We start from the raw sequence: 4,351 nt of genomic DNA, 5'->3' as shown, positions 1-4,351 counted from the left end.
CGCCGCGCGAAGCAGACCGCGGCCTTGCTGCAGCCCGCCGCTGCGCCCGCCGAGCAGGTCGAGACCACGGTGCAGCCAGCCGTGGCCCGCGCGCCGGTCGAAGCTCGCGTTCGTTCCGAAGCGCCGCCCGCCGCGCCGGCTTCGGCTGCCGCACAGCCGCGCGTACAGCAAAAGCGCCGTCAGCGCGGCCAGCCGGAAAACGAGATCGGCAAGCTCTTCGTGCTCGACACGAACGTGCTGATGCACGATCCGTCATCGCTTTTCAGGTTCGAGGAACACGACGTCTATCTGCCCATGATGACGCTCGAGGAACTCGACAACCACAAGAAAGGCATGTCGGAAGTGGCGCGCAATGCGCGTCAGGTCAGCCGTACGCTGGATGCGCTGGTCGCCCACGTGGGCGAGATGTCGGCGGGATTGCCGCTCTCCGCCCTGGGTAACCGCGATGCAACCGGCCGCCTCTACTTCCAGACCACGTTGACCGACATCGAGCCGGTTGAGGGTCTGCCGGTTGGCAAGGCCGACAACCAGATTCTCGGCGTGGTCCGCGCGCTGCAAAAAGAGCGCACGGACCGCCAGGTCGTCCTGGTGTCGAAAGACATCAACATGCGCATCAAGGCGCACGCACTCGGCCTGCCCGCAGAAGATTATTTCAACGACCAGGTCCTTGAAGACAAGGATCTGCTCTATTCCGGCGTGCGCGCGCTGCCTTCGGATTTCTGGACGAAGCACGCGAAGGGCATGGAAAGCTGGCAGGACACGAAGACGGGCACCACGTACTACCGCGTGACCGGTCCGCAATGCGCGTCCATGTTAGTGAACGAGTTTGTGTACTTCGAACCGCAGAACGGCGAACCGTCGTTCTATGGCATCGTGCGTGAGCTCAACGGCAAGACGGCGCTGCTGCAAACGCTGCGCGATTACAGTCACCACAAGAACAACGTGTGGGGCATTACATCGCGCAACCGGGAGCAGAATTTTGCGCTGAACCTGCTGATGAACCCGGACGTCGACTTTGTCACGCTGCTGGGTCAGGCCGGGACCGGCAAGACCTTGATGGCGCTGGCCGCCGGCCTCGCACAAGTGCTCGACGACAAGCGCTACAACGAGATCATCGTCACCCGGGCGACGGTTCCGGTGGGCGAAGATATCGGGTTCTTGCCGGGTACGGAAGAGGAAAAGATGCAGCCGTGGATGGGCGCATTCGACGACAACCTCGAGGTCCTGCAGAAAACGGACGATGCCGCCGGCGAATGGGGCCGCGCCGCCACGCAGGAACTGATCCGCTCGCGCTTGAAGGTGAAGAGCATGAACTTCATGCGTGGACGGACGTTCGTGGACAAGTACGTGATCATCGATGAAGCGCAGAACCTGACGCCGAAACAGATGAAAACGCTCGTCACGCGGGCGGGTCCGGGTACGAAGATCGTGTGCCTGGGCAATATCGCGCAGATCGATACACCTTATCTGACCGAAGGCAGTTCGGGCCTCACCTACGTGGTGGACCGCTTCAAGGGCTGGACGCACAGCGGGCACGTAACGCTGGCGCGCGGTGAGCGGTCGCGTCTGGCGGATTACGCTTCAGATATCCTTTAAAGTTTCACCCACTGTCCGAAAGCCCGGCAAGCATCGCTTGCCGGGCTTTTTTTGTGGTTTTTTCTTCAAACCGACGTCGTTTTCCACCTCACTTACAGCGTTAACCTAAAGTGACTTATCAACAAAACTTGCCGGAGCCCCATCTGACGGGCTAGTATCGCGAGACCGTCATCACGGTGAGCGGCCCGCTCGCCTTTTTCGAATGCGCCGATTCTGGTCACTGCTGCTCGTCACCTTTCTCGCTGCCGCCTGCTCCAGCGCGCCGCAGCGGATATCGCGCGCGCCGGCCGAATCGAATACGACTGCTGCAAACCGCACTTTTGCCAAGCCATCCGGGTTTCCAGACTTCGTCGATCACAGCGTGGGGCGCGAGGAAATATCCATCCAGGCAATGGCGCTTGTCGGCGTGCCGTATCGCTGGGGCGGGAATACACCGGAAGCCGGTTTTGATTGCAGCGGACTGGTTCGGTACGTGGTCGACCGCGCGGCCTCGGTCAACCTGCCACGCACGACCGCTGACATGAGCGGGCGCGGCGAGTCCATCGAACCAGACGAAGTCGCACCCGGCGACCTGATCTTCTTCAACACGACCGGACGCGCGCATTCGCATGTCGGGATCTACGTGGGCAAGTTGCGCTTCGTGAATGCGCCATCCACCGGCGGCACGGTCCGGCTTGATTATCTGACGAACCCCTACTGGGCGAAGCGCTTCGATGGCATCCGCCGCGTCGCCGCGCCTAAGTCGGCTCCAGCGCCTTTCGATTCACCGACGTATCTGGCGTCGCCCGTTCCCGCTCCGTCCGATGGCGCTGCCAGCCGGTCTGCGCCTGCACAAGTCGCGGTGGCGCCGAACAGTACCAACGCGGTTGACGCGTTCGAACCTCCGCCGCCGGTGTTGTCTGCCGCTCAGCGACAAGCGCAATCGGCCGGCGCGGTTTCGCCGGCTGTGTCTACCGCAAATGCGAGCGTCGATCCGTTCGAACCTCCGCCGTCCGCGCTTCCCGCCGCGCAACGTCAGGCGCTGGCGGCCAACGCAACCTCGCCGGTTCGGCAGCCGCAAGCGGAATCGAGCGCAATCGCTAAAGCATCGAATGCGCCGGACCCCATCACCGCCGCCGCCGATGCCTTCGAACCACCGCCGCCGACCGCCCGCCTCGCGGCCCAACAAGTACGCGCGGTGCAGGAACAACAGCCATCGTCCGTGGCGCGCATTCCAGCTTCGGACCCGGCCGTCCACGTAATGCGCGCGTCGACGAATCCGCTCGTGCCCACGCGCCCCGCCGCCGCCGATGACCCCATCGCAAAGTTCGCCAACGGCAGTTACTGAGCCGCGAACGACGCAAGCCTCTCCACACATCTCCTGACGCGCACACCCCGGCGGCCTCTGCTATCGTGTGTTGTCAAACGCTTGCCAGCATCGATTGCCAAGCGTCGAAGAATCGCAATCAGCCTCGATAAGGAGTGACCTCATGGACCTGGGACTTGCCGGGAAAGTCGTGCTCATCACGGGCGGCAGCAAGGGCATCGGCTTCGCATGCGCGAAGGCATTTGCAGCGGAAGGTGCGCGCGTCGCGATCGTTTCGCGCGATGCAGCGAACCTGGCGCGCGCCCGCGAACAACTGGCGCAGCACGGACACCACGTGCATCTCGCACGCGCCGACCTTCACGAAGCGCACAGCGTGCAGGATGTGGTGGAGGAAGCCACGAGCGCGCTTGGCCCTATCGATATCCTTGTGAATTCCGCGGGCGCGGCGAAACGCTACGATCCCGATCTGCTCGATGCCGACGCCTACAAAGCCGCGATGGAAGCCAAGTACTTCCCATGCATCTATCCGCAGCAAGCGGTGCTGAAAAAAATGGCCGAGCGGCTGAAAGCGGACCCGAAGAGCGATCCGGGCGCGGTTGTGAACATCATCGGAATGGGCGGCAAGATTGCGAGCGATATTCACATTGCCGGTGGCGCGGCAAATGCGGCGCTGATGCTGGCGACGGTTGGTCTCGCACATCATTACGCGAAACTAGGGATTCGCATCAACGCGATCAACCCCGGCGCGACCCTGACGGAACGTGTGGAGGAATCGCTCGCGCTCGAAGCCCAACGGCAAGGCATCACACGCGACGAAGCGCTGGCGCGCAGCCAGGCGAAAGTGCCGCTCGGCCGATACGCCACTCCGGAGGAAATCGCGAACGTTGCATTGTTCCTGGCGAGCCGCCAGGCGAGCTACGTGTCCGGCGCAATCATTCCGATGGACGGCGTTGGCGCACCGTTGATTTAAAAATGAAAACAGGCGACTGATGTCGCCCGTTTCTTCAACTGCCTGACGGCATGCCGGTTTAGAAAAAGTGCCGACCAAGCCACCACGCAACGGCGGCCATTGCGGCAGATGCCGGAATCGTCAGAATCCACGCCCAGACTATGTTCCCCGCCACGCCCCAGCGCACCGCGCTGAACTTCTGCGTCGCGCCGACACCGACGATTGCGCCGGTGATCGTATGGGTGGTCGAGACGGGAATACCCAGAAACGAAGCCACGAACAGCGTGATCGCCCCGCCCGATTCCGCGCAGAACCCGCCGACCGGTTTCAGCTTCGTGATTTTCTGCCCCATCGTGCGCACGATGCGCCAGCCGCCGAAGAGCGTGCCGAGTCCCATCGACAAATAACATCCGCCGATCACCCAGATTGGCGGCGCGTCGGCTGTAACCGATGCATAACCCGCCGCAATCAGCAGCATCCAGATGATGCCGATGGTTTTC

Annotated in this window: 4 protein-coding genes; 3 read left to right on the top strand and 1 reads right to left on the bottom strand. The window is 62.7% G+C overall.

What is annotated here, in order from left to right:
- From ACFFAR_RS25975 to ACFFAR_RS25965, 3 genes are all read left to right on the top strand, one after another.
- The coding region (locus ACFFAR_RS25975) for a PhoH family protein (protein ID WP_375508718.1) at nucleotides 1–1,596 on the top strand (1,596 nt) is incomplete at its 5' end.
- Nucleotides 1,597–1,798: 202 nt separating this feature from the next.
- Nucleotides 1,799–2,923 carry an NlpC/P60 family protein gene (locus tag ACFFAR_RS25970; RefSeq protein ID WP_174363042.1) on the top strand — a complete coding sequence of 375 codons (1,125 nt, stop codon included), beginning with the start codon at nucleotides 1,799–1,801 and terminating at the stop codon, nucleotides 2,921–2,923.
- 142 nt (nucleotides 2,924–3,065) lie between these two features.
- Nucleotides 3,066–3,872: an SDR family oxidoreductase gene (locus tag ACFFAR_RS25965; protein ID WP_075357969.1), complete on the top strand. Its 807-nt coding sequence runs from the start codon at nucleotides 3,066–3,068 to the stop codon at nucleotides 3,870–3,872.
- A gap of 58 nt (nucleotides 3,873–3,930) precedes the next feature.
- Here the strand turns inward: ACFFAR_RS25965 and ACFFAR_RS25960 are convergent.
- On the bottom strand, nucleotides 3,931–4,351 hold a 421-nt coding region (locus ACFFAR_RS25960), incomplete at its 5' end, for an anion permease (RefSeq protein WP_375508717.1).

This window comes from uncultured Caballeronia sp. (assembly GCF_964243625.1).
GTDB lineage: Bacteria > Pseudomonadota > Gammaproteobacteria > Burkholderiales > Burkholderiaceae > Caballeronia.
The sequence above is the reverse complement of the archived record's forward strand: the minus strand, read 5'-3'. Positions and strand labels throughout refer to the sequence as shown.

Coding starts and splice junctions, on each gene's coding strand:
- ACFFAR_RS25965 (WP_075357969.1), top strand. CDS start 3,066: ATGGACCTGGGACTTGCCGGGAAAGTCGTGCTCATCACGGGCGGCAGC.
- ACFFAR_RS25970 (WP_174363042.1), top strand. CDS start 1,799: ATGCGCCGATTCTGGTCACTGCTGCTCGTCACCTTTCTCGCTGCCGCC.